General features: G+C 67.6%; 23 protein-coding genes and 1 pseudogene. 6 read left to right on the top strand and 18 right to left on the bottom strand.

Features of this window, described 5'->3' with window-relative positions:
- Window positions 1–36: 36 nt before the first annotated feature.
- A complete protein-coding gene (cmaA1, locus tag BST44_RS16250) occupies window positions 37–924 on the top strand; it encodes a cyclopropane mycolic acid synthase CmaA1 (protein WP_083178127.1) in 888 nt (295 codons plus the stop codon).
- A 69-nt stretch (window positions 925–993) separates the two neighbouring features.
- Here cmaA1 and BST44_RS16255 read toward each other — a convergent pair.
- The 3 genes and pseudogenes from BST44_RS16255 to BST44_RS16265 form a co-directional block, all read right to left on the bottom strand.
- Window positions 994–1,230 (bottom strand): annotated as a pseudogene (locus tag BST44_RS16255) (2OG-Fe dioxygenase family protein); the annotation flags it as partial.
- A gap of 13 nt (window positions 1,231–1,243) precedes the next feature.
- Window positions 1,244–3,238 carry an SDR family oxidoreductase gene (locus BST44_RS16260; protein WP_083178128.1) on the bottom strand — a complete coding sequence of 665 codons (1,995 nt, stop codon included), beginning with the start codon at window positions 3,236–3,238 and terminating at the stop codon, window positions 1,244–1,246.
- Between the two features lie 315 nt (window positions 3,239–3,553).
- Window positions 3,554–4,267, bottom strand: a complete 714-nt coding sequence (locus BST44_RS16265) for a histidine phosphatase family protein (RefSeq protein WP_083178129.1) — start codon at window positions 4,265–4,267, stop codon at window positions 3,554–3,556.
- Window positions 4,268–4,351: 84 nt separating this feature from the next.
- Here BST44_RS16265 and BST44_RS16270 point away from each other — a divergent pair, with 84 nt between their 5' ends.
- Window positions 4,352–5,224, top strand: coding sequence for a MaoC family dehydratase (locus BST44_RS16270; RefSeq protein WP_083178163.1), 873 nt, complete (start codon window positions 4,352–4,354; stop codon window positions 5,222–5,224).
- Here BST44_RS16270 and otsB read toward each other — a convergent pair.
- Window positions 5,221–6,351, bottom strand: a complete 1,131-nt coding sequence (gene otsB / locus BST44_RS16275; RefSeq protein ID WP_083178130.1) for a trehalose-phosphatase — start codon at window positions 6,349–6,351, stop codon at window positions 5,221–5,223. The two genes, BST44_RS16270 and otsB, sit on opposite strands and share 4 nt — an antisense overlap.
- A gap of 64 nt (window positions 6,352–6,415) precedes the next feature.
- Between otsB and BST44_RS16280 the strand changes: the two genes are divergently transcribed.
- Window positions 6,416–9,694 carry an error-prone DNA polymerase gene (locus BST44_RS16280; RefSeq protein ID WP_083178131.1) on the top strand — a complete coding sequence of 1,093 codons (3,279 nt, stop codon included), beginning with the start codon at window positions 6,416–6,418 and terminating at the stop codon, window positions 9,692–9,694.
- Window positions 9,695–9,780: 86 nt separating this feature from the next.
- Window positions 9,781–10,425: a nitroreductase family protein gene (locus tag BST44_RS16285; RefSeq protein ID WP_083178132.1), complete on the top strand. Its 645-nt coding sequence runs from the start codon at window positions 9,781–9,783 to the stop codon at window positions 10,423–10,425.
- Here BST44_RS16285 and BST44_RS16290 read toward each other — a convergent pair whose 3' ends face one another.
- Together BST44_RS16290 and BST44_RS16295 are read right to left on the bottom strand one after the other, a co-directional pair.
- Window positions 10,426–10,752, bottom strand: a complete 327-nt coding sequence (locus tag BST44_RS16290) for a YciI family protein (protein WP_083178133.1) — start codon at window positions 10,750–10,752, stop codon at window positions 10,426–10,428.
- Window positions 10,753–10,788: 36 nt separating this feature from the next.
- A complete protein-coding gene (locus tag BST44_RS16295) occupies window positions 10,789–11,253 on the bottom strand; it encodes a tRNA (cytidine(34)-2'-O)-methyltransferase (protein WP_083178134.1) in 465 nt (154 codons plus the stop codon).
- A gap of 20 nt (window positions 11,254–11,273) precedes the next feature.
- Here BST44_RS16295 and BST44_RS16300 point away from each other — a divergent pair, with 20 nt between their 5' ends.
- Entirely contained in the window at window positions 11,274–12,842 is a 1,569-nt protein-coding gene (locus BST44_RS16300) for a recombinase family protein (protein WP_083178135.1), read from the top strand.
- A gap of 125 nt (window positions 12,843–12,967) precedes the next feature.
- Here BST44_RS16300 and BST44_RS16305 read toward each other — a convergent pair whose 3' ends face one another.
- From BST44_RS16305 to BST44_RS16360, 12 genes are all read right to left on the bottom strand, one after another.
- Entirely contained in the window at window positions 12,968–14,890 is a 1,923-nt protein-coding gene (locus BST44_RS16305; RefSeq protein ID WP_244184839.1) for a Gp37-like protein, read from the bottom strand.
- 97 nt (window positions 14,891–14,987) lie between these two features.
- Window positions 14,988–15,230, bottom strand: a complete 243-nt coding sequence (locus BST44_RS16310) for a hypothetical protein (protein WP_083178136.1) — start codon at window positions 15,228–15,230, stop codon at window positions 14,988–14,990.
- Entirely contained in the window at window positions 15,230–15,607 is a 378-nt protein-coding gene (locus tag BST44_RS16315) for a hypothetical protein (RefSeq protein WP_083178137.1), read from the bottom strand. The genes BST44_RS16310 and BST44_RS16315 overlap by 1 nt, the downstream gene beginning before the upstream one ends.
- Window positions 15,608–15,899: 292 nt before the next feature.
- On the bottom strand, window positions 15,900–16,220 hold the full coding sequence (locus tag BST44_RS16320; RefSeq protein WP_083178138.1) for a hypothetical protein: 321 nt from the start codon (window positions 16,218–16,220) through the stop codon (window positions 15,900–15,902).
- A complete protein-coding gene (locus BST44_RS16325) occupies window positions 16,217–16,402 on the bottom strand; it encodes a hypothetical protein (RefSeq protein ID WP_083178139.1) in 186 nt (61 codons plus the stop codon). The genes BST44_RS16320 and BST44_RS16325 overlap by 4 nt, the downstream gene beginning before the upstream one ends.
- 80 nt (window positions 16,403–16,482) lie before the next feature.
- The gene (locus tag BST44_RS16330; protein WP_341865319.1) at window positions 16,483–17,409 is read right to left on the bottom strand and encodes a phage major capsid protein; all 927 of its coding nucleotides are present in this window, start codon (window positions 17,407–17,409) and stop codon (window positions 16,483–16,485) included.
- 46 nt (window positions 17,410–17,455) lie between these two features.
- Window positions 17,456–17,989, bottom strand: a complete 534-nt coding sequence (locus BST44_RS16335) for a hypothetical protein (protein ID WP_083178141.1) — start codon at window positions 17,987–17,989, stop codon at window positions 17,456–17,458.
- Between the two features lie 196 nt (window positions 17,990–18,185).
- Entirely contained in the window at window positions 18,186–18,368 is a 183-nt protein-coding gene (locus BST44_RS16345) for a hypothetical protein (protein WP_083178143.1), read from the bottom strand.
- Window positions 18,369–18,463: 95 nt separating this feature from the next.
- The gene (locus BST44_RS16350) at window positions 18,464–20,011 is read right to left on the bottom strand and encodes a DNA primase family protein (protein ID WP_083178144.1); all 1,548 of its coding nucleotides are present in this window, start codon (window positions 20,009–20,011) and stop codon (window positions 18,464–18,466) included.
- Window positions 20,008–20,181, bottom strand: coding sequence for a hypothetical protein (locus tag BST44_RS30125; protein WP_158086658.1), 174 nt, complete (start codon window positions 20,179–20,181; stop codon window positions 20,008–20,010). Before BST44_RS30125 ends, BST44_RS16350 begins: the two co-directional genes overlap by 4 nt.
- 1,227 nt (window positions 20,182–21,408) lie before the next feature.
- On the bottom strand, window positions 21,409–21,600 hold the full coding sequence (locus BST44_RS16355; protein ID WP_142274524.1) for a hypothetical protein: 192 nt from the start codon (window positions 21,598–21,600) through the stop codon (window positions 21,409–21,411).
- Entirely contained in the window at window positions 21,597–21,902 is a 306-nt protein-coding gene (locus BST44_RS16360) for a hypothetical protein (protein ID WP_083178146.1), read from the bottom strand. Before BST44_RS16360 ends, BST44_RS16355 begins: the two co-directional genes overlap by 4 nt.
- Window positions 21,903–21,993: 91 nt before the next feature.
- Here BST44_RS16360 and BST44_RS16365 point away from each other — a divergent pair, with 91 nt between their 5' ends.
- Window positions 21,994–22,602 carry a class I SAM-dependent methyltransferase gene (locus BST44_RS16365; protein WP_083178147.1) on the top strand — a complete coding sequence of 203 codons (609 nt, stop codon included), beginning with the start codon at window positions 21,994–21,996 and terminating at the stop codon, window positions 22,600–22,602.
- Window positions 22,603–22,677: the final 75 nt, after the last annotated feature.

The following is a 22,677-nucleotide window of genomic DNA, read 5'->3' on the forward strand; positions in this document are numbered from 1 at the left end:
GTCCAACATACCCAGACTGGCGGTTAGGCTGTCACGATGCCAACGACGTCGGAGCCCCCCGAGGGGACAGATTTAACGCCGCACTTCGACGATGTGCAGGCCCACTACGACTTGTCGGACGATTTCTTCCGGCTGTTCCTCGATCCCACCCAGACGTACAGCTGCGCCTACTTCGAGCGCGAGGACATGACGCTGGAGGAAGCGCAGATCGCCAAGATCGATCTCGCTCTGGGCAAACTCGGGCTGCAGCCTGGCATGACGTTGCTCGACGTCGGCTGCGGTTGGGGCGCCACCATGATGCGCGCCGTCGAAAAGTACGACGTCAACGTCGTCGGCCTCACCCTGAGCCGCAACCAGGCCGATCACGTGGAGCGGCTGATCGGCCGCTCGCAAAGTCGCCGCTCGATGCGGATTCTGCTGCAGGGCTGGGAGCAGTTCGATGAGCCCGTCGACCGGATCGTCAGCATCGGCGCCTTCGAGCACTTCGGTCACGAGCGCTATGACAAATTCTTCACCCTGGCGCATAACCTGCTGCCCGACGACGGGGTCATGCTGCTGCACACCATCACCGGACTGCACCCGACGGAGATGGTCGAACGCGGCATGCCCATATCGTTCCTATTCGCGCGCTTCGTGAAATTCATTGTCACCGAGATCTTCCCAGGTGGACGGTTGCCGTCGATACCGATGGTGGAAGAGCGTGCCACCGCGAACGGCTTCACCGTGAGCCGCGTTCAATCGCTGCAGCCGCATTACGCGAAAACGCTCGACATCTGGGCCGCAGCGTTGCAAGCCCATAAGGACCAGGCCATCGCGGTGCAATCCGAGGAAGTCTACGAGCGGTACATGAAATACCTGACGGGGTGCGCGGAGATGTTCCGCATCGGGTACGTCGACGTCAATCAGTTCACCCTGCTGAAATGACCGTCGCGCCGGTGTCGGCGCCGGCGAAAAGGTCAGGCCCGCAACGTTTTTTCTGCAGGTAGCCGGCGATTACGGCCAGGCCGAAGCGAAGGTGACCACCAGGACGTCGCGTTGAGCGGGCCCGGAACCGTCGATCGGGCGGACGGGGGAAACGCCGTGCAGGGTGCGACGGTCGTCGCCGAGCAGCAACGTGCCGGGCTCGGCCGGCGTCTTTGTCAGCAACGTCCGGCCATCGGGGGCGCACACCCGGCTCTCGCCGCCGGCAGCGTTGCGCCGCCCGATCAGCAGCGAGCTGACCAGGGTGACCGGTATAAAACGTTCACCAGTGCACACCGGGGACCAGGCGCACCAACCGTTTGACCGGCCGCGGTGTCCGGATGCCGCCCGTGACGGCGCGCACGGGCCGCCTCGGCTTGCGCCGCGGCGGGGGAGTCGCGGCCGGTTCGGTGGGCAGGCCGCGGGCGGCAGCCGAGTCGGGATAACCCAGGTAGAGCTGATGCAGGATGCGGCGCGACGTCCGCGGCGCGAAGTAGTTGCCGACTTCGGCCAGCGTGCCCAGTGGGGTGTCGATGCGGGCCGGCTTCTCCACCAGCCCGCGGACCACCATCGCGGCGGCGCGCTCCGGGCTGATCGCGGGCACCGGGTTGAGCCGGTGCGACGGCGTGATCATCGGCGTACGGACCAGCGGCATATGGATGTTGGTGAACGTGATGTGGTCGGACAGCGTCTCCGAGGAAACGACGTCGGCGAACGCGTCCAGCGCCGCCTTGGTGGGCAGGTACGAGCTGTACTTGGGGTTGCGTGCCTGCACGCCGGCGCTGGACACGTTGACCACGTGACCGAAGCGGCGCTCGCGCCAGTGTGGGAGCAGCGCCAACACCATGCGCACCGCGCCGAAGTAGTTGACCGCCATCACCCGCTCGTAGTCGTGCAGCCGATCGGTGGAGTTGACCACCGAGCGGCGGATCGACCGCCCGGCGTTGTTCACCAGGTAGTCGACGTGGTCGAAGCGGCCGAGGATGTCCTTGATGGTGTGTTCGACCGATGCGGAATCGGTGACGTCGCAGGGGAAAGCGTGCGCGTCACCGCCGCCGGCGCGGATCTGGGCGACCAGCTCGTCGAGTGCGTCGCCGTTGCGGGCCAGCGCGAACACCGTCGCCCCGCGGTCGGCGACCGCGATCGCCGCGGCCCGGCCGATGCCACTGGACGCGCCGGTGATGATGACGTGCCGGCCGCGCAGCGGATCGCTGCGGCGGGCGCGGTCGGGGTCGAGGTGCTCGGCCCAGTACCGCCACAGCTGTGGCGCGTAGCTGGAGAATTCCGGCACCTCAATGCCCGTGCCCGCCAGCGCTTTTCGGGTCTGGTCGCTGACGAAGGTGGGCTTGAGGTCGACCAGGTCGAAGACCTCGGCGGGGATGCCCAGCTGGGTGGCGGCCATGTTGCGCAGCACCCTGGCCCGCCCGCGCACCTTGAGCACCGGGGCGGCCACCGAGCCGGGCAGCGACCCGCGCGCCCGCGGCAGCCCGGCGGCCTTGGCGACGCCGCGGTAGATGCCGCGCAGCCCAACGGTTTTGGGGGCGGTGAGGTGGAAGGTTCGGCCGTCCTGGCCGTCGGTGTGCATGAGCGCGACGAGCGCGTCGGCGACGTAGTCGACCGGCACGATGTTGGTGCGCCCGGTGTCGGGCAGCAGGATTGGCGTCAGCGACGGCAATACCGCCAGCCTGGCCAGCACGCCGAAGAAGTAGTACGGCCCGTCGACCTTGTCCATCTCGCCGGTGCGTGAGTCGCCGACCACCACCGCCGGGCGGTAGATCCGATAGCGCAGCCCGGGCGCCGAACGCACCAGCAACTCGGCGGAGAACTTGGTCTGGTGGTACGGGGTCGGCAGCCGCTGGCCGACGTCGAAGTCGTCCTCGGTGTACTCGCCGGGAAACTCGCCGGCCACGGCGATCGAGGACACGTGGTGCAGCGTCGCGTCCAGTCGCTGCGCCAGCGCGATGACGGCGCGGGTGCCCTCGACGTTGGTGGCCCGCTGGTCGGCCTCGCCGGCGGTGATGTCGTAGACGGCCGCGCAGTGCACGACGTGCTCGACCCGGCCCAGCTCGGCGAGGGCCGCGTCGGCCAGGTCCAGCTCCGGCAGGCCCGCGACCAGGGGCTTGACCCGCTCGCCCCATTCGGCCGCGAGTCGCTCGAAGCGGCCCAGCGACTGCCGGCGGACCAGCACCCACACCCGCGCATCGGGCCGGGTGGCCAGCAGGCGATCCACGACTCGGCGACCAATAAACCCGGTACCGCCGGTAACGACATACCGCATGCAGCCATCGTGGCGGCTGGCCGGTGCCGCGTCAACCCAGTGGCGATCGCAAGCGCGGCCGTGGCCGGGCGCGGCGGGTCGTCACCGTCTAACTCGTGGAGATCGCAAGCGCGGCCGTGGCCGGGCGCGGCGGGTCGCCACCGTCTAACTCGTGGCGATCGCAAGCGCGGCCGTGGCCGGGCGGGGCGGGTCGTCACCGTCTAACTCGTGGCGATCGCAAGCGCGGCCGTGGCCGGGCGGGGCGGGTCGTCACCGTCTAACTCGTGGCGATCGCAAGCGCGGCCGTGGCCGGGCGCGGCGGGTCGCCACCGTTAACTAGCTGTGGAAGTCGCGGATGCCGTCCCAGTCCACCAGCGTCCAGCCGTTCACCGGGTTGCCGGTGATCACCACGCGCCCGATGTTGGGCAGCGGGTGGCTGTTCAGCAACGTGTCCTTGGCGTTCTTCGCGTTCATCAGCGTCCAGTACTCGATGGCGAACTTATGCGAGAACACCACCGGGTTGTGCTGGCCGCTGTTGTACACCTTCTGGACGGCCGCGGTGAACTGCTCGTTGAACTGCTTGCCGTCGATCGACCCGGGGATGCTGTCCTGCACGTCACCCTTGAGCCAGTCCGCCGGCGCCAGCAGGTAGGTCGCGGCCTCCTGCGTAATTGGCTTGCCCTCGAACCAGCCGGCGTTGATCTCCTGAATGCCTTGCAGCACCTCGACTTGCTTGCCGAGCTCGGCCGCCAACGGCGCCGCCGTCTGCTGGGCCCTGGCCATGGTGGAGGCGTAGATGCCGTCGTAATCCTTGTGCCCCGGTTGATGCGCGACCTGTTGGGCCTGCCCCTTGCCCTCTGGGGTGAGGCCGGGGCCCGGCACCGAGGTGTCGATGACCCCACTGGCGTTGGCTTCCGACTCGGCGTGCCGGATGAACGTGACCGTGATGCTGCGCGCCTGCGGCGATCCGCCACAGGCGCCGACGACGAGCGCCGCGGTGAGTACCGCGACCGCCTTCGAGACGTTGGAGACCCACCTGCGCTTCGGCATGGGAGATAGCCTGCCCTGCCGACCACATCGGTGGGAAGGGTTTGCGATGGTTAAGTGGAGAAAATACTCGCGAAGGAGACTCAGATGGCGATTGACCCGAGTGCCGTCGGCGCGGTGACCGAACCGATGCTGTTCGAATGGACCGACCGCGACACCCTGCTGTACGCGCTCGGCGTCGGCGCCGGCCTCGACGACCTGTCCTTCACCACCGAGAACAGCCACGGCATCGAGCAGCAGGTGCTGCCCACCTACGCGGTGATCTGCTGCCCCGCGTTCGGGGCGGCCGGCAAGGTCGGAACGTTCAACTGGGCCATGCTCTTACACGGCTCGCAGGAGATCCGGTTGCACGCGCCGCTGCCGCCGTCGGGGAAGCTGTCGGTGGTCACCGAGGTCGCCGACATCCAGGACAAGGGCGAGGGCAAGAACGCCATCCTGGTGTTGCGCGGCCGGGGCACCGACCCGGATTCGGAGAAGCTGATCGCCGAGACGCTCACCACCCTGGTGATCCGGGGCGAGGGCGGGTTCGGCGGCGTGCCGGGACAGCGGCCGGTGGCGCCGGAGATTCCGGACCGCGAGCCCGACGCCCGGGTCGCCCTGCCCACCCGGGAAGACCAGGCGCTGATCTACCGGCTCTCCGGCGACCGCAATCCGCTGCACAGCGACCCGTGGTTCGCCCGGGAGATGGCCGGCTTCCCCAAGCCGATCCTGCACGGGCTGTGCAGCTACGGGGTGGCGGGCCGCGCGCTGCTCACCGAGCTCGGCGGCGGGGTCGCCGCCAACATCACCTCGATCGCCGCGCGGTTCACCTCCCCGGTGTTTCCCGGGGAGACGCTGACGACGCTGATCTGGCGCACTGATCCGGGCAAGGCGGTGTTCCGCACCGAGGCGTCGGGGGCCGAGGGCTCCGGGCCTCGCGTGGTGCTCGACGACGGCGCGGTGGAATACGTGCAGGCCTAACGGGACAGCCGGCGCGCCAGCAGGGCGGTGAACTCGCCGGCCTGCGCGGGGCTGTCCAGCGCGTAGCGCGCCGCGGTGGCGCGGTCGCCGTCGTCGTAGTGCCGCACCAGGATTGGCACGCCTCCGTCGCGAACCGCGTCGAACGCGTCCTCGTCGGTGATGTCGTCGCCGAGATAGACTGGCGTCAGCGGGCCCGACTCCGCCCCGGCCAGATGGTCGAGCACCCAGCGCAGCGTCTTGCCCTTGTCCCAGTCCAGGTCCGGGCGCAGCTCGATGACCTCGCGGCCGGTGGTCACCCGAAGCTCGTCGCGCCGGCCGGCCGCGCGCACCGCGGCCGCCACCTCGCCGACGCGGTCGCGCGCGGCGTTGCGGTAGTGCACGGCGACCCCAAAGCGCTTGTGCTCCACCGCCACACCGGGAATGGAGCCCAGCCGCTCGCGCAGCTCGCGGGCCGCGCTCTCCAGCACCGGCACGGCCGTCGCGGCGGCGTCGTTCTGGTGGTGCGTGCCGTCGGGCGCGGTCAGCTCGAAACCGTGGCTGCCGGCATACCAAATCCCATGCACCCCGACGCGTTTCGTCACGTCGGCCAGATCGCGGCCCGACAGCACCGCGACCGGACACCGGTGGGCCAGCTGTCGCAGCGCCTCGGTGGCCCCGGCGACCGGGACGGCCGCGTCGGGGTCGTTGACGATGTCGGACAGCGTGCCGTCGAAGTCGAAGAACACCGCCGGCCGGCCCGCGGCCAAATCGTCCAACGCCGTCAGGGCGTCGGGCAGCTGCGACATCCGGCGGTCCCCGGTGCGCACGGTGACCTCGCGGAGGTCGGCGACCACCGCGTCGGCGCCGGCGTCGCGCAGCGCGTCGCCGCGCCCCGACCGGTCGACCCCGATGACCAACGCGAACCCGGCGGCACGCGCGGCCCCGACGCTCGCCGCGTCGGCGGTGACGACCACGCACCGGCCGGGCCGCACGCCCAGCTCGTCGGCCGCACGCGAGGGCCCGTCGGTGAATACCGCGCTGCCGACGCCGGTCTCGCGCAGCCGCCCGTCCAGGACGGGGTCGGGGGCGTCGAACAGCACCGCGTCATGGCGGCGCGGGTCGATGACGACCGGTCCCGGCTCAGGCATGCCCCCACCTTCTCACCGCAGACAATTCGAACACACATTCGATAGACTGCGGCTGTGGGCTGGCATGGGTTGGTTTAATGGTCCGCCGAGCTGGGCGGAAATGGAGCGGGTGCTCGACAGCAAGCCGCGCCATGCCGGGGTGCCGGCGGGGCCCGGGGAGGACGCCCCCCTGTCGCCCAAGCGCGGAACGTACCGGCCGCCCGACACCGCGCGGGGGGCGCGCTCGTCCGTTCCCTATGCCGAGCTGCACGCGCATTCGGCGTTCAGCTTTCTGGACGGGGCCAGCACGCCGGAGGAACTGGTCGAGGAGGCCGCCCGGCTGGGGTTGCGCGCCCTGGCGCTGACCGACCACGACGGCCTGTACGGGGCGGTGCGGTTCGCCGAAGCGGCCGCCGAGCTCGAGCTGCGCACCGTGTTCGGCGCCGAGCTGTCCCTGGGTCCCGGGGCGCGCACCGAGGCGTCCGATCCGCCCGGCCCGCACCTGCTGGTGCTGGCCCGCGGACCGGAAGGCTACCGGCGGCTGTCGCGGCAGCTGGCCGCGGCGCACCTGGCCGGCGGGGAGAAAGGCAAGCCGCGCTACGACATCGACGCGCTGACCGGGGCCGCCGGCGGGCACTGGCACATCCTGACCGGGTGTCGCAAAGGCCATGTCCGCCAGGCCCTGTCGCACGGCCCGGAGGCGGCCGGGCGGGCGCTGGCCGACCTGGTGGATCGGTTCGGCGCGGACCGGGTCAGCATCGAGCTGACCCACCACGGCCAACCGCTCGACGACGAACGCAACGCGGTGCTGGCCGGGTTGGCGCCGCGCTTCGGCGTCGGCGTCGTCGCCACCACCGGGGCGCATTTCGCGGGGCCGTCGCGGCGCCGGCTGGCCATGGCGATGGGCGCGATCCGGGCCCGGCAGTCCCTGGACGCCGCCGCCGGATGGCTGGCCCCGCTGGGGGGTTCGCACCTGCGGTCCGGCGAGGAGATGGCTCGGCTGTTCGCCTGGCGGCCGGACGCGGTGACCGCCGCCGCCGAGCTCGGCGAGCAGTGCGCGTTCGGGCTGGCGTTGATCGCGCCGCAGCTGCCGCCCTTCGGCGTGCCCGCCGGGCACACCGAGGACAGCTGGCTGCGGCACTTGACGATGACGGGGGCGGGTGACCGCTACGGGCCCCCCGAGGCCGCCCCTCGTGCATACGCTCAGATCGAGCACGAGCTGAAAGTCATTGCCCAGCTGACGTTTCCAGGCTATTTCCTGGTGGTGCACGACATCGCCCGGTTCTGCCGGGACAACAACATCCTGTGCCAGGGCAGGGGATCGGCGGCCAATTCCGCGGTCTGCTACGCCCTGGGCGTCACCGCGGTGGACCCGGTGGCCAACGAGCTGTTGTTCGAGCGCTTCCTGTCGCCGGCACGCGACGGGCCGCCCGACATCGACATGGACATCGAGTCCGACCAGCGGGAAAAGGTCATCCAGTACGTGTACGACAAATACGGCCGTGACTACGCCGCCCAGGTCGCCAACGTCATCACCTACCGCGGCCGGATCGCGGTGCGCGACATGGCCCGCGCCCTGGGCTTCTCGCAGGGTCAGCAGGACGCGTGGAGCAAGCAGCTCGGTCACTGGAACGGCTTGGCCGACTCGCCCGACGCGGAGGGCATCCCACCGCAGGTGGTCGACCTGGCGAATCAGATCCGGAACCTGCCGCGGCACATGGGCATTCACTCCGGCGGCATGGTGATCTGCGACCGCCCGATCGCCGACGTGTGCCCGGTGGAGTGGGCGCGCATGGAGAACCGCAGCGTGTTGCAGTGGGACAAGGACGACTGCGCGGCAATCGGTCTGGTGAAGTTCGACCTGCTGGGGCTGGGCATGCTCAGCGCGCTGCACTACGCCATCGACCTGGTGGCCGAGCACAAGGGCGTCGAGGTCGACCTGGCCCGCCTCGACCTCTCCGAGCCGGCGGTGTACGAGATGCTGGCCCGCGCCGATTCCGTCGGGGTGTTCCAGGTGGAGTCGCGCGCGCAGATGGCCACCCTGCCGCGGCTGAAGCCGCGGGTGTTCTACGACCTCGTGGTGGAGGTCGCGCTGATCCGCCCCGGGCCCATCCAGGGCGGGTCGGTGCACCCCTACATCCGGCGGCGCAACGGCCTGGACCCGGTCGTCTACGACCACCCGTCCATGGAACCGGCGCTGCGAAAGACGCTGGGCGTTCCGCTGTTTCAGGAGCAGCTGATGCAGCTCGCGGTCGACTGCGCCGGTTTCTCCGCCGCCGAGGCCGACCAGCTGCGCCGCGCGATGGGGTCCAAGCGCTCGACCGAGCGCATGCGCCGGCTGCGCGACCGGTTCTACGACGGCATGCGCGCGCTGCACGGCGCCGCCGACGAGGTGATCGACCGCGCCTACGAAAAGCTGGAGGCCTTCGCCAATTTCGGCTTCCCGGAAAGCCACGCGCTGTCGTTCGCGTCGCTGGTGTTCTACTCGTCGTGGTTCAAGCTGCACCACCCGGCGGCGTTCTGCGCGGCGCTGCTGCGCGCGCAGCCGATGGGCTTCTATTCGCCGCAGTCGCTGGTGGCCGACGCGCGCCGGCACGGCGTGACGGTGCACGGCCCGGACGTCAACGCCAGCCTGGCGCACGCCACCCTCGAAAACGCGGGTACCGAGGTGCGGCTCGGTCTGGGCGCCGTGCGCCACATCGGCGACGACCTCGCCGAGCGGCTGGTGCGGGAGCGAAAAGCCAACGGCCCGTTCGCTTCCCTGCTGGACCTGACCACCCGGCTGCAGCTGAGCGTGCCGCAGACCGAGGCGCTGGCGACGGCCGGGGCCTTCGGCTGCTTCGGGATGTCCCGGCGCGAGGGGCTGTGGGCGGCCGGGGCGGCGGCCACCCAGCGGCCGGACCGGTTGCCCGGAGTGGGCTCGAGCTCGCACGTCCCGTCGCTGCCCGGCATGAGCGAGCTGGAGCTGGCCGCCGCCGACGTGTGGGCCACCGGCGTCTCCCCGGACAGCTACCCGACGCAGTTCCTGCGCGCGGACCTGGACGCGCTTGGGGTGGTGCCCGCCGGGAAGCTGCTGGACGTGCCCGACGGCGACCGCGTGCTGATCGCCGGCGCGGTGACCCACCGGCAGCGGCCCGGCACGGCGCAGGGGGTGACGTTCCTCAACCTCGAGGACGAGACGGGCATGGTCAACGTGCTGTGCACGCCGGCGGTGTGGGCGCGGCACCGCAAGCTGGCCAACACGGCGCCGGCGATGCTGGTGCGCGGCCAGGTGCAAAACGCCAGCGGTGCGGTCACCGTCGTCGCCGACCGGCTGGGCCGCATCACGCTGGCGGTCGGGTCGCGCTCGCGCGACTTCCGCTGACGACCCGCGAGACTGCGACTAGCGACGGGTCCACTCGGGAAACGCGTCGCGGAATACAGTTTCGCGGGTGTAGGTAACCTCCACCCATGACCCTCAACCTGTCCGTCGACGAAGTCCTCACCACCACCCGCTCGGTCCGCAAACGCCTGGACTTCGAGAGGTCGGTCAAACGCGAGGTGCTGATGGAATGCCTCGACCTGGCGCTGCAAGCGCCCACGGGCTCCAATTCGCAAGGCTGGCAATGGGTTTTCGTCGAGGATGCCAAGAAGAAGAAGGCGATCGGCGACGTCTACCTGAACAACGCGCGTGGCTACCTGAGCGCGCCGCCGCCGCAATATCGCGAGGGCGACACCCGCGGCGAGCGGATGGACAAGGTCCGCGATTCCGCGACCTACCTCGCCGAGCACATGCACGAGGCGCCGGTGCTGTTGATCCCGTGCATCGCGGGCCGCGACGACCAGTCGCCGCTGGGCGGCGTGTCGTTCTGGGCCTCGCTGTTCCCGGCGGTCTGGAGCTTCTGCCTGGCGCTGCGCTCCCGCGGGCTGGGCTCGTGCTGGACGACGCTGCACCTGCTCCACGATGGAGAAAAGCAGGTGGCCGACGTGCTGGGCATCCCCTACGACGAGTACAGCCAGGGCGGGCTTTTCCCGATCGCCTACACCAAGGGCACCGACTTCCGCCCGGCCAGGCGGCTGCCCGCCGAGCAGGTCACGCACTGGAACGCCTGGTAATCAGGTCTGAAGAGGCCACACCTCGACGACCCCGTGCGCGACCGCGCAGGGCGTTTGACTCACCCGCTCGATCGCCGCGTCGAGATCGTCGGCCTCCAGCACGGCGAACCCCGCGATCGGCAGCGTGGACCGGAGGAAGGGGCCGTGCTCGATCCGCACCCCCGCGCCGTCCGGGTTGCGCACCTGGACGGGGGTTCCGGCACGGGCGACGAGCGCGCCGGACGCGCTGAGTTCGCCGTCGCGGGCGTGGGCGGCCCGTCTGCGGTCGTCGCTCAACTGGTGGTATCCGGCCTCTTCGCCGTAACCAATGGTGATGAAGGTTGCCATGCCGATGCCGACTCCCGCGGGACGCGGAACTCATCGCTAGACGGCGCCCGGGTACCCGTGCTGCCGCCAGGCCTCGTACACGGCCACGGCCGCGGCGTTGGACAGGTTCAGCGAGCGGCGGCCCGGCAGCATCGGGATGCGCACCCGCTCGGTGATGTGCGCGTCGGCCAGCGTCGCCGCGTCCAGGCCGGTCGGTTCGGGCCCGAACAGCAGCACGTCGCCCGCCCGGTAGCGGACGTCGGCGAACGCGGTGGTCGACTGCGCGGTGAAGGCGAACACCCGCGCCGGCCCGAGCGCCTCCCACGCCGCCTGAAGCGACGGATGCACGGTGACCGACGCCAGGTCGTGATAGTCCAGCCCGGCCCGCCGGAGCTGGGGTTCGGACAGGTCGAAGCCCAGCGGCTCGACCAGGTGCAGTTCGCAGCCGGTGGCCGCCGCGGTCCGGATGGCGTTGCCCGTATTCGGGGGGATGCGCGGGGAGTAGAACATCAGTCTCACCATAACACGGTATCCTTCCCGTTATGGCAGGTAAACGCGTACTAGGCAGACTACGTCTCTCCAGGTCGACCGAGGAGTCCACCTCGATCGAGCGCCAGCGAGAGCTGATCCAACAGTGGGCCGAGTCCAACGGCCACGAGGTCGTCGGCTTCGCCGAGGATCTGGACGTATCCGGGTCTGTGGACCCGTTCGACACTCCCCAGCTCGGCGACTGGCTCAGCCACCGCGCCCCCGAGTGGGACATCTTGGTGGTGTGGAAGCTGGACCGGTTGACCCGATCGACGGTCAACCTGAACAAGCTATTCGCCTGGGCAATCGACCACGGGAAGACCGTGGTCTCCTGCTCGGAGTCCATCGACCTCGGGACGCCTGTCGGGCGTCTCATCGCGAACGTCATCGGCTTCTTAGCAGAGGGTGAGCTGGAAGCTATTCGCGAACGTGTGACCGCTTCCAAGCGGAAGCTCCGGGAGTCGGCCCGGTGGTCGGGAGGGAAACCGCCGTACGGCTACATCGCCGTACCCCAAGAAGGGGGAGGGTGGTCCCTCGCGATCGACCCCGACGCGTCCACCGTCGTCCGCAGGATCGTGGACAGCGTCCTAGACGGCACTCCGTTGACCCGTATCGCACGAGAGCTGACAGCCGAGGGTTACCGTACCCCCGCACAGTATTACGTCGCTCTCCGTCGATCTCAGGCCGGTTTACGCGTATCTCCCGAGGACGAGCCGGGGAAGTGGGCACCGACCGTGCTGCGAAACATGCTGCGGTCCAAAGCTCTCCGTGGATACGCCCACCACAAAGGGGAGACCGTCCGCGACGAGACCGGCCTACCGGTACAGCTCGCGGAGCCGCTGGTAACCCTCGATGAGTGGGAGCTGATACAGGCAGCCCTAGACCAGGCATCCCGGAAGGGTGCCCGGAGCGCCGAGGCCAGTCCGCTGTCGGGTCTGGTCGTCTGCGCGGGGCCGTGCCAGCACAAGCTGGCAGGGCAAGAGTGCCCGGACGGCTGTCCGGGGACGTGCGGTGCTCCTCTGTACCACGAGCGGTACTCGATCAAGCGACCGCAGTACGGGAAGCAATACGACTACCGGTACTACCGGTGCCGCGACCGGGAGACGTGCCCCTCGGTGATGCTCCCCGCCGAGGAGCTGGAGGGGCTTGCCGAGGACACCTTCCTCCGCGAGCTTGGAGACGCAGAGGTCCGGGAACGGGTCTGGGTCCCGGGGGACTCCCGTGAGGCCGAGCTGCGGGAGGCTGTAACCGCTTTCGAAGAGCTGACGAAAGCGGCGGGCCGAGCCGTGTCGGCTACGGCCAAGCAGCGGCTCCAGACCCAACTAGACGCCCTGGACGCCCGCATAGCCGAGATGGAATCATCCCCCGCCAAGGAAGCGCGCTGGGAGTGGCGTGCGACCGGAGAGACATACCGCGATGTCTGGTACCTCGGGGACACCGACGAGCGCCGGGAGCTGCTGCACCGTTCGGGTATCACGTTCTCCGCCCGTGTCATCGGAGGACGGGGGAGCAACGCCAGGGAGTTCCAAATCCGGCTCCCCGCCGAACTGAGCGCCCGGGGAAGGGGCCTCACGTCGATCTGAGGCCCCCTCCAACAGCGTCGTTACAAGATGCCCAGCTAGTCAGCGAAGCTGACGACGCCCGAGGGAATCCCCCGGCTCCCATCGGAGATGGGGCCTTCGGGCCTAGCAGCTCCGCTGCGATCGGCCTAGAGGATGCCCATCGTGCCTGCGGCCTGGTTGATCTCCTTGATCCAGTCCAGCGCCTTGAGAGCCGGGTCCTTCGGGTCCACATGGCCGAGCGTCAGCATCCAGCCCTTCGGGCCGTCCTGGTCCCACTTGTACTTGATCCGCTTCAGCCGCTCCACGAAAACCGTGTGCGGGATAGGGAACTCAGGCACAGTCGAGCCAGCCCGGTCTCCGAGCCACAGATGCCCATAGCCCTTCTCGCCAAGCAGGTAGGGGGCTGCATCGTCCACGTGGATCTCGTGAGTCGAGTGCGCCCTGGTCTTCCAGATCCGAGCCCTGACGGCCATCTGCGCGGCGATTGTGAACGCACGGGTAGCCCCGTCCGCCCAGTCCTCGTACAGGTGGAAGTCCCCGAGGCCGGTCATGGCGTCCTCAAGGCCCGGAATGGGCAGCCCCTGAGTCCCCGCCGCACGGAGCGTCGGGACCTCCTCGAAGGCCAGGAACACGTCCTTGTAGAGCATCTGGGCCAGCGCGTCCATAATGCCGCCCAGCGGCGGCAGGTCGATCGCGGAGCCTAAGGCGGCACCCGGGTTCGCGCCTATCGCGGTGTTGATCAACGACGTGAGGAAGTCCCCGGCCATGTTCACCCCAGCCGAGATCGCCTCGTTCACACCCGGCATCGACTGTCCCCCAGTCAAAAAGGAGGTGGCAGTAGCTTCGTAGTACGTGAACTTGGACGACTTCACCCCGGTGTAGGGGCTGGCCGCGTCGAAGACCGCCCACGGGTATCCCGGAGCGGTCCCCATGAACCTCGGGTTGTAGTACTCGCTGGGAGACGTTGGGTCCCCGGTGAATACGTCGATGCTCTCGGTGTAGCCGTCGTCTGCGATGTTGACCAACGCCCGGACGAACCCGGTGAGCAGCGAGCCACCGAACACGGTGCCTTGGCCCCATGCGGACTTGTCCTCGATGTCCCAGATCAGGCAGCCATGCCGAATCGGGATGTGCTGGAACAGATCCTCCACCAGGGGCAGTCCGAAGACGCCCTTCATGTTCTCGAACGGGTGCGGGTCACCCTTGAGGTAGCGGCGGCACACGACCGTGAGCTGAGCATCCTCCAACGTCTTCTGCGCCACGTCGTGCCACGACTTGAACCGGGAGAACACCAGCGTCAGGTTCGAGTTGTCGTCCAGCAGCGGGAACGGCTTGACCAGGTTCCGCCAGTTCGAGACGTTGAGACTGAGCGGGAACCACTCGCTCGGATCGAGCGGGTTGTCCGGCAGCGTCCACAAGCTCGTTTCAAGCCTGAGGATGTTGACGAACAGCGTCATCAGCAAACACCACTTGGCAGGGCCAAAGAGCACCCAGAGCTTGGGGAACTGCAGTTCTGGCCTCAGGAACGGGTTGGCCCAGCAAAGGATATGCTTGGCCTGCTCGTAGTCGTGCTTGAACACGACTTCGAGGTACTTGTCGCCCTGCTCGGTGCGGACCACCGTGAAGTGGTCCATGATCCCGGACCACCGCGAGCCCTGCTTGTCGATCGTGATGTGGACGTTCCGCTTGGCCCGGCCACGGAAGTTCATCACCCACTTCGCCAGGTGGTGACTCAGCGAAAGGTGCAGAGTCGCAGTCCCGGTGTCGTTCTCGATGAACTCGTACTCGATCGAGCGCCATCCGGCGCAGTAGTCCCGCAGCGTGTAATCGCCGTCCCACATCCGAACCTCGGGCGGGGCGATCCTCAGCTCTTCGAGCTTCTCCCGCTTGACCAGAACGTCTTGGAAGAACCGCTCGTGCTCTTCGAGACTCGTCAGGTCATATGGGCCGTTGAGTGTCGGTGGGTCCGGCGGCACCGGGGGACGAACCCCCGGCGCTCCGGTGTCTCCGCGTTCCGCTGTGATCTTGTCGTAGAGGTCGTTAGCCGCCTCTAGCGTGGAAATTCCCATTCGGGGAAGGCCCTTCCTTGGGTACGAAAAAGGCCCCCAGCTCTTCGGCGTAGGGGCCTGGTTGTCTTGGCGCTTGCGGCGGGCCTAAGACGCGTGCTCAGCGGGCCGCGAGGAGCTGGGTCTCCAACGACGAGACTCGTCGCGGGATGTCCACCCGCTCCGCGTACTCCGCTAGTTCATCGAAGTCGACACCCTGCATAGCCGGGGTGAGCTTGATCGTGCTGTCACGGCGCAAAACCTCTGCCGCTGCGACCGAGGAGCAACCGCCCAGCATGTCCAGCAGCTTGTCCAGTTGGTCGGCTAGGTAGTCGTTCTGCGCTGGGTCGTCCCATCGGCGCATCAGCGTCTCCCTCCCCAGCGGACCTCGGCACCTTTGCGACCGGCTGCCACACGCTTAGCGTGTGTCGAATCCGCCTGATCTGCGTCGGGCATACCGATACGGGTTATCAACTGCTGGAACAACTGACGCTGCATACGCAGCTCTTGCAACGACGGCTGGATAGCGGGAGCACCGTTCGCGGCTTTCACCAGAATCGGGGCCTCAGCCGCGTGCTCGGACAGCTCCTCGATCACGTCTTTCACCGCCGCCGCTTCAGCGAGAAGCGCCTGCTTCCCTGGGTCGCGGGAGATGTCGAACTCGGCCCATACGGCTCTCCATACGGCCCGACCGGCTCTGCCGAGACCGACCGGTGCCTTCGGTATTTTCTTCTCTGCCACAAAAACTCCTTCAGGAGGAACTAACTGACTCTGAATCGCCGGAAAAATAGCCGGGCTAAAACGGGTCGGGCAGGCGCATTACGTCCCGGTCAACTCGGGGGCGGGCAGGGATAACCCCCGTGGGGGGCAGGCGAGGGCCTGCCCCGCCAGCGGGCACCTAGTGCCAAGCTAGAGGGGAGGGAGCCACCCGGCACGCGGCATGCCCTGCATGCCGTAGGCCAGTGCCCTACCCGGGTGCCCCCTGCCCGGGGGCAGCGGAGGGGTACCCGCTACCCACCTAGGCCGGGGGTACCTACCCCCGAGGGGGGAGCCACGGCTCGGTGATCCCTACCTCGCGGGCTGCGGAGACGATCCTGCCGAACTTCTGGTTGTACTCGGTCCACCCGTCTGCGACATCGACTATCGACGCCCACAGGTCAGCCATGTACGGAGCAGGCCCCAGCGTCTCGTGCATCTGCTGGACCTTCTCCATCTCGCGTTCCAACGCTCGGCAGGTGAACGAGCACCACGGGTGCCCCCCGGCCTGCGGGCGGGTGCATCCCTCGCGGCGGCACTGCTGTTTGTTCCGCTTCCGCCGTCGCCTGCGACCGGAGGTCGTCTGCTCCTCGGTCACTCGTCCTCCGAGATGATGGTGGCCACTTCGTCCGCGTGGATCTGCATCAGCAGCCCGGACCGGTTCAGCCGGAACCGGAGGATCTCCCCGTCGACAACGAGGGAGCCCGGTTCGACGTACCACGGCTTACCGCCGGATGTGGAGATGGATACGACCTTGTTTGTGTCTTGGATACGAAACACGTTCTGTCACTATCTCTTTCTCGTTTGTGGGAAGCCCCCGAGGGGACCGCTGTTTAGGCGATCCCCCCGAGGGGGAAGGGTCACGCGGAGAGGGTGACTCGCACGACGCCTGCCGGGTTGAGGAAGCCCAGCCCGATACGGCTGATCGCACGGACGTACAGCCCGTCGTTGGTGACCGACGGGAACCGCTCGACCGTGGTGCCCTTGCGGAGCACGTACCGCTGTTGCGTCTTGTCGACGCCCCAGGCGACGGTGCCCGCATCGACGTGAGTCGAGGTCAACACCGGCAGACCAGCGACGGTGATCCCGTCCTGGACGAACTGGAGCAACGGTTGGTTGCTACCGCTCGCGGTCTTGAGCTTGGACAGCTCTTCGGCGATCGAGGGGGCCACCAGCCAGTGAGACAGCTTCGCCCCGTTGGCCTCAGCCGCGTACCGGGCCTCGATGAACGCATCGAGGTTAGCCACCGCAGTGCCAGCGTCGACAGCGGTCGAAGCCAGCGACAGCAGACCGTTCGGACCCTTGGCCGTGGTGTTGCCGAAGTACGCGGTGTCGATCGCCTGGGCGATCTGGTTGCCCAGCGCCGCGCCAATTTGGTCGGCCACAGCGGGGTCCGAGTCGTCGGCCAGCTCGTTGGACAGCAGGGTCAGACCAGCCGTCTTGGACGGGGTAACCACGACCTCGTCGGTGTCACCGTCAGCCGGGGTGATCTCGTCCAGCTCGCCGTACCAGCCGACAGCCGGGTCAGCGACCCACAGCGGGAAGCCAACCTTCTGCTTCTCGGTCGGGAAGATGGTCGAGGCGTTCGCCGCGACGCTCTTCGCCTGGACCACGAGGTCCAGCATCTGACCAAAATCCTCGGGCAGGAACGACTGCGCCTGGTCATTACGGATCATTGCCATGTGTTCTGTCTCCTTAGACAGTTGAGCCCCAGCGGATTTCGTTTTCCGCCGGGGCGATGAATGATTGACAGTCACCGGAGTCACAGACCCCGGATCTATTGCCACTCAGTGGCTTTACTTCGAGAGGGGAGGCCACAGACCTCCCGTCTCGCTAACTCTTCAGCAGGTCCACCCAATCGAGCTTGCGGTTACCGGGGCTGTTACCGGTGCCTTGCGTGTGGTCGACGGCTGAGACCTTCGGGTTCTTCGCCAGGCCAGGACGGCTCTCGATCAGAGCCTCCGCGGCATCCGCCACGGTCTCCGGGTCGACGTTCCCGTCCTCGTCCAGCAGCTCGGCCAACGTGACCCCGCCCAGCGCCAACAGGTCGGCGGGCTGCGCCAGGTGCTCACCGGCCAACCGGTTGACCTCGCGGAGCTGTAGCGCCTCCACGCGGGCTACCAGAGCGTCCCGCTGTTGCTCGGCTTCCCGAGCACGGGTCCGGTACTTGGCAGCCTCTTTGTGGAGTTTCGAGCCTGAGTGCTCCTCAGAGCCGTTCTCCTGCTCCCCGGTGCCGTTACCCTCGGGGGCCTGTTCTGAGTCGTCCTGGAGCGTCTCAGCTCCAGCGGGAGCACCGGAGGTGCTGCCCTTGAGGGGGCCAGCTCCGCTGGCATCCGGCGCGGGGGTCTGGGTGTCTTGTTCGGTCATCGTTCTCTCCTCTATCGGTTCCGGCGCTGCCACAGCGCACGGCGTAGGTCCATCGGGTCGGTGTCTTCGGGGAGCCCCAGCCGGGCTGCCACCTTCGCCTTTCGGTCGGTGTCCTCGAACCAAGGGAGATCCCCTGCCTCGCGGACGACGGCCATATACGCCTCAGACCGAGCTAGGTACTCCTCGAAAGACACGCTCACGCCGCGTCCTCAGGCCAGTAGGCGATGGCCGCACCAGCCAGCAGGTGGCTACCGTCGTACCGGTCGTCCAAGCGGATCTGGGCATCCTCGGGGACGCGGAACGTCGCCGGTGGGCATACCGGCTCTCCGGGTGGCTGGGCCAGGTATCGGGCCAAGGTCCATTCAAGGTCGTCTGTCACTTCTCTCCTTCTTTTCCTGTGGGGATGAGAAAACCCCAGGGGGCGGGCTCCCTGGGGTCGGTCGGTATTCAGTTGTGGGATCTGAGGGGTGGTGCCTACCCTCCCTCGTCAGGCTCGGTCGGGTCGCCACCCCTCGCTTCGCTCGGGGGCTCTTCGAACGGGTCGTTAGCTGGGCCACTCGGTGGCCCGACATATATAGACGAGTTTGGAAAAGTTGCACCTTTTGCACCCTGGGAACCATTTTCGCTGGTAGCCGCCTTGAGATGGGGTGCAATTTGGGGTGCAATTTGGGGTGCAGTTTTGGCCTCAGGGTGCAATTCTGAGCCCCGGCAGGTAGCGAACTCCCATCCCCGAGCGCCTTTCACGGTCTTTGCTGGGCCGAGGACATCTGCCACGCGGCCATAGAACTTGTGCTTGGTCAGCGGCGTCTTGCCATTGCCGTCTTCTACCCATTCGGTGTACGCGCGGTATACCTCGGGGCGATCCACGAACCCGTCCAGGTCGGTCTCGGCCAGCCAGGCCCGCACAAGGTCCGATCGCCTGGCGAAGGTCTCCTTGGCACGGTCACCAGGCTCCGACGACCGGATCTCGAACGCCACAGCAGCGGCGCGGCGCAGCAGCTTGCCCGCGATGGCCGCACGCTCGGCGTGCAACCGCTCCGCGATGGTGGTATCCGAACCGTCGAACGTGTTGGGGAACTCCACAATCTCCCAGCGGCGCAGGTAGGAGTACGTGGTGTCGGCTGACGTTGGTATCTGGTTGGCAGAGAAGACCGGGACCGCCCACACATGAGCGGCGAACGCCTGGGCGTTCTTCACGTCCATGTCAACCAGATCCCCGCCGGTCATCTGTTTGAACGCGCTGGTGTCCTCTACGTGGTCACCGCTTAGCTCTCCGACCAAGTTGATTGCCTTGCCATACAGCCTCGATGCCGCGAACCGCGTTCCCATCCGCTGCAACGGGACAGCCGCCATGCTCTGCCGACCCACGATGGACTCGACCAGGCCGAGCAGGACGCTCTTGCCGTTGCGCCCGCTGCCGGTGAGCAGTACGGCGCGCTGCCTCGGGTTACCGGGTCGCAGCAGGTACGCCAGTATGTCGAGCACTCGATCCTGATCTCCGGGGTGGAGCACGTCGGTTAGGAACTTGTCGAACTCCGGTGTGGGAGAGCAGAACTCAGGCTCAACCCCAAGCTGATACGTGACAAGCGCACCGGGATCGTGCGGCACAACCTCGCCGGTCGCGAAGTCGAACAGCCCAGACGGCAACGACACGTAACGGTCGCCTGGTTGATCCGGGTGGATCTTTCTATCGTGGTGTTTCAGCTCGGCACGGACCCTATCGGTAACGGTGCCAAGGTGTTTCGGGCGGCGGTACAGCTTGCCCATCTTCATCGGCAGTATGTCCGCGATCGCACTGCGATCCTCACGCCACACCCCATCGGAGTATGACCACAGCGCGCCCGACACCGGATCTAGCCGGATCGGACGCTCGACCTGCACCACCTGTGACCAGGCAACCGGGTTGAACCCGCGCTGATCCTCGGGGTCCACAATCTGGCCCGAGAACTTCGGGTGTACCGGCTGGTCGTCACAGTCGCACGGCCAGTTGTCGCAGTGCTCGCAGTAGTCGGCGGCGGTCACCTTCCGGCCCGGAGAGCGTCCAGCTCGGCGTGAAGCTCAGCGATCCTGGAGACAGCAGCCTCCAGGTCGCGGCGTGCCATGTTCCGTTGCTTGCGGAACTTGGCATTCTCACGGCGAAGCTCGCGGATGTGCTGCTCGACGGGGTCGGAGAGGTCGACGGTGAACTGCATGGTGTTTTCCTTTCGTAGGGGAACCCGAGCTGTTGGCTCCAGGCCATACGGGCTCTTGTTGGGACGCTCAGCCGAGCTAGGACACAGGAGTGTCCGTCGCCAGAGACCCAGCCCTTTGAGGGCTGAGTCGAAAGCTGAAGCGACAAACCCCCTAGGGGTAGGGGGTAAGTGTGGGTAGGACCTCTCAGGCCGCGAGAGCGGCTCTCAGGCGGTCTGGAGCAGAGCTTCGAGCTGCCGCAGCTTGCGGCGAGCCTCAACGCACGACCGCGAGTAGCGGCTGTTGGCCTCCGAGCGGCAGTCCAGGCACCGACCGTTACGGCGGCGGTGCTCCGGATGTCGTGTGCATCGGTGGGCGGGCATGGTGCATCTCTTCCCGGCCTGCCTCTGACAGGCCCGTAGTTGGGTAGCCCCGCCGCTGACGGGGCTGCGCTTGCGGCGGTAGCCGCTGCGCTCTGAGGCACTGATCTAGGAGACCGGAGCCGTTTCTTGTGATCTGTTGAAGTCAAAAAAGGGGGAGCCCCCGGGCTCCGCGCCATGTCCGTAGCGCGGAGGCAGAATCCGGGGGTCCCTCTAGGTGCCCCTACCAAGGGCGGGCTAGGACCGGAGGTCCGACGCCCTTAGGGCGACGGCAGCTCCGCTGCCTAGCGCAGGAGAGAAACAACGACAGTCGAACCTGTTGTGTGGCAACACAACTGAGTTGACATTGAACGTTGTTCGAGACCGACGGTTGTCGGCCCCCTACCGGGCTCCGTATACCCGGAAGTCTGAGTAGGCCGAGGGCCTACGAGAGGGGGCTTTTACCCCTCGGCTCCGACCGGAGGTCGAGGCCTCTTCGGGGGCCATCTTTCGATGGACCCCTCACTTAGTAGTACGTGTGATTTTCGGGGTTTTGTGACACGGCGTAACCGAGGTCACAGACCAGCGGTCCCAGATCGCGTTACCCCTCTACCCTGTATTAGGTGACATTCTGCGGAATAGTGTCAGCGAGAGCGGTGCTCTGAGACCGGGATCACTAGACCAGCGGTCCCAGATCGCGTTACCCCGTCACCCAATAATGGGTGAGGGTTTTGCGAAAACCCTTACCGGGGTGACGCACTCCACACCGGGGCAGGCCCTCTCGGGCCGTACCCCTCTACCCAATAATGGGAGGGAATCTGAGCTTTTCTCCCCACCTGTGTGGCAAGCCTCACCGGGCCGGAGGCGCTCCGAGGTCTCCCCACCCCTCACTTAGTAGTAGGTGTGACTTTTCGGATGCACCATCCGGTGCTCCCGGACGTAGGCCTGCGCCTGCCGCCAGGACGCGTCACCGTCCTGCGACAGCGGCCCCCGACGCACCAACAGGTGGTTCTCGTCGCCTCCCGCGTGGAGCTGGTCGATGGTGTCCTCGATCTCTACCGAAGTCGGCTGTAGGCCGCTCACTTCCCGTTCTCCCACATCCGGCGCAGCGCGTCCGGGCCGTCGAAGCCCAGCAGGCCGTCGCGGAGCGCGGGGCGGGTCATGTACCACCGCAGAACGCTCTCACCGAACATCATCGAGTCGTCCTTGACGGTGATCTCGTCGGCCAGCTCCAGCTCGAAGTGCTGTATACGGTCCAGCACCGGCTGAAGGATCGGGTCGTCGTCTCGGACTACGGGGCTGCCGAATACGACCATCTGGTGCTCGTCTGCGAAGGCGTCCAAAAACCCGGGGTGGTTGACCCGGAATGTCGCTGTACTGGTCATTTGGTTCGTTCTCCTTGTTCTGTTTCTGTTCTGGTCTGCTAGATGCGCGGGGAGTAGAACATCAGCTTGAACACAACGCGATAATGGTCGCATGGTCGAGCAGAGCCTCTGGATGCAGAAAGTCGCTGCCGATCCCGGACATTCGCAGTGGTACATCGAGCGGTTCCGTGCCATGGCCCGCGCCGGCGACGACTTGGCCGGCGAGGCCCGCTTCGTGGACGCGATGGCCCCCCGCGACGCCCACATCCTCGACGCCGGCTGCGGCCCGGGCCGGCTCGGCGGTTACCTGGCCGCCGCCGGCCACCACGTCGTCGGCGTCGACGTGGACCCGGCGCTGATCGAAGCGGCCGAGCAGGATCATCCGGGCCCGCGCTGGCTCGTCGGCGACCTCGCCGAGCTCGACCTGCCCGCGCGCGGCATCGCCGAGCCGTTCGACGTGATCGTGTCGGCCGGCAACGTCATGACGTTCCTGGCCCCGAGCACGCGGCGCCGGGTGCTGAGCCGGCTGCGGGCCCACCTCGACGACGGGGGCCGGGCGGCGATCGGCTTCGGCGCCGGCCGCGACTACGGGTTCGCCGAATTCCTGGACGACGCGGCGGCCGCCGGGCTCGGGCCCGACCTGCTGCTGTCCGCCTGGGACCTGCGGCCGTTCACCGACGACTCCGATTTCCTCGTCGCGGTGCTGCGCCCGGAGTCATAACCGTTTGCCAGATTCGCCCGCCCGTGCGCGGACCCACCTTGGAGGGGCCTGTCTGCTCAGTAACGATTCTGGTGA

The sequence above is a fragment of the Mycobacterium scrofulaceum genome (assembly GCF_002086735.1).
Classification (GTDB): Bacteria; Actinomycetota; Actinomycetes; order Mycobacteriales; family Mycobacteriaceae; genus Mycobacterium; species Mycobacterium scrofulaceum.